The following is an 829-nucleotide window of genomic DNA, read 5'->3' as shown; positions in this document are numbered from 1 at the left end:
GAAGGGTGTGAGGGCTGTCTCGCACGCGTTGATGGTCTGGGCGAAGACGGGGGAGGAGTCGAGGAGCTCGACGGCCATTCCGGCCCACTGCGAACCCTGCCCCGGGAACACGAAGACGACAGGAGCACCGGAGGCGCGCCCCGGCTTCGCACCGGAGACGGCCGCGGTGACCGCGTCGACCTCGCGGGAGGCCAGCGCGTCGAGGCCCGCCAGGAGCCCTTCGCGTCCTTCGGCGCCGGGGACCATGGCACGGGACTCGAAGGCGGAACGGTTCGCGGCCAGCGAGAACGCCACATCGGCCGGACGGAGCCCGGGCCTCGCCCGTACGTACTCGGCCAGCCGTCCCGCGGCCTCGGCCAGCGCATCGGCCGACCGCGCCGACACCATCCACGGCAGACCGGCCTCGGGACGCTCGGTGGCGTCCTCGGCGACCGGCTCGGCCGCCGGGGCCTCGGCCAGGATGACGTGGGCGTTGGTGCCGCTGATGCCGAACGACGACACTCCGGCCCGCCGGACCTTCCCTTCCGCGGCAGGCCAGGCGCGGGGCTCGGTGAGGACCTCGACGCCGCCGGACTCCCAGTCGACGAGTTCGCTGGGCCTGCCCACGTTCAGCGAGGCGGGTACTTCGCCATGGCGCAGAGCCATGACCATCTTGATCACGCCGCCGACGCCGGCGGCCGCCTGGGCGTGGCCGAGGTTGGACTTCAGGGATCCCAGCATCAGGGGCCGGCCACCGTCGCGTTCGCTGCCGTAGGTGGCGAGGAGGGCCTGTGCCTCGATGGGGTCGCCGAGGACGGTGCCGGTGCCGTGGGCCTCGACGGCGTCGACT

1 protein-coding gene is annotated in these 829 nt (G+C 73.5%); it reads right to left on the bottom strand.

Translation table 11 applies throughout. The features are described from left to right. Positions 1 to 829 (bottom strand): ketoacyl-synthetase C-terminal extension domain-containing protein (locus tag IF00_RS0140345; protein WP_030327092.1); only part of this gene is annotated, 829 nt, incomplete at both ends.

This window comes from Streptomyces flavochromogenes (genome assembly GCF_000717595.1).
Lineage (GTDB): Bacteria > Actinomycetota > Actinomycetes > Streptomycetales > Streptomycetaceae > Streptomyces > Streptomyces flavochromogenes.
Note: the sequence above shows the minus strand (reverse complement) of the source record. Positions and strands in the feature narration are given on the sequence as shown.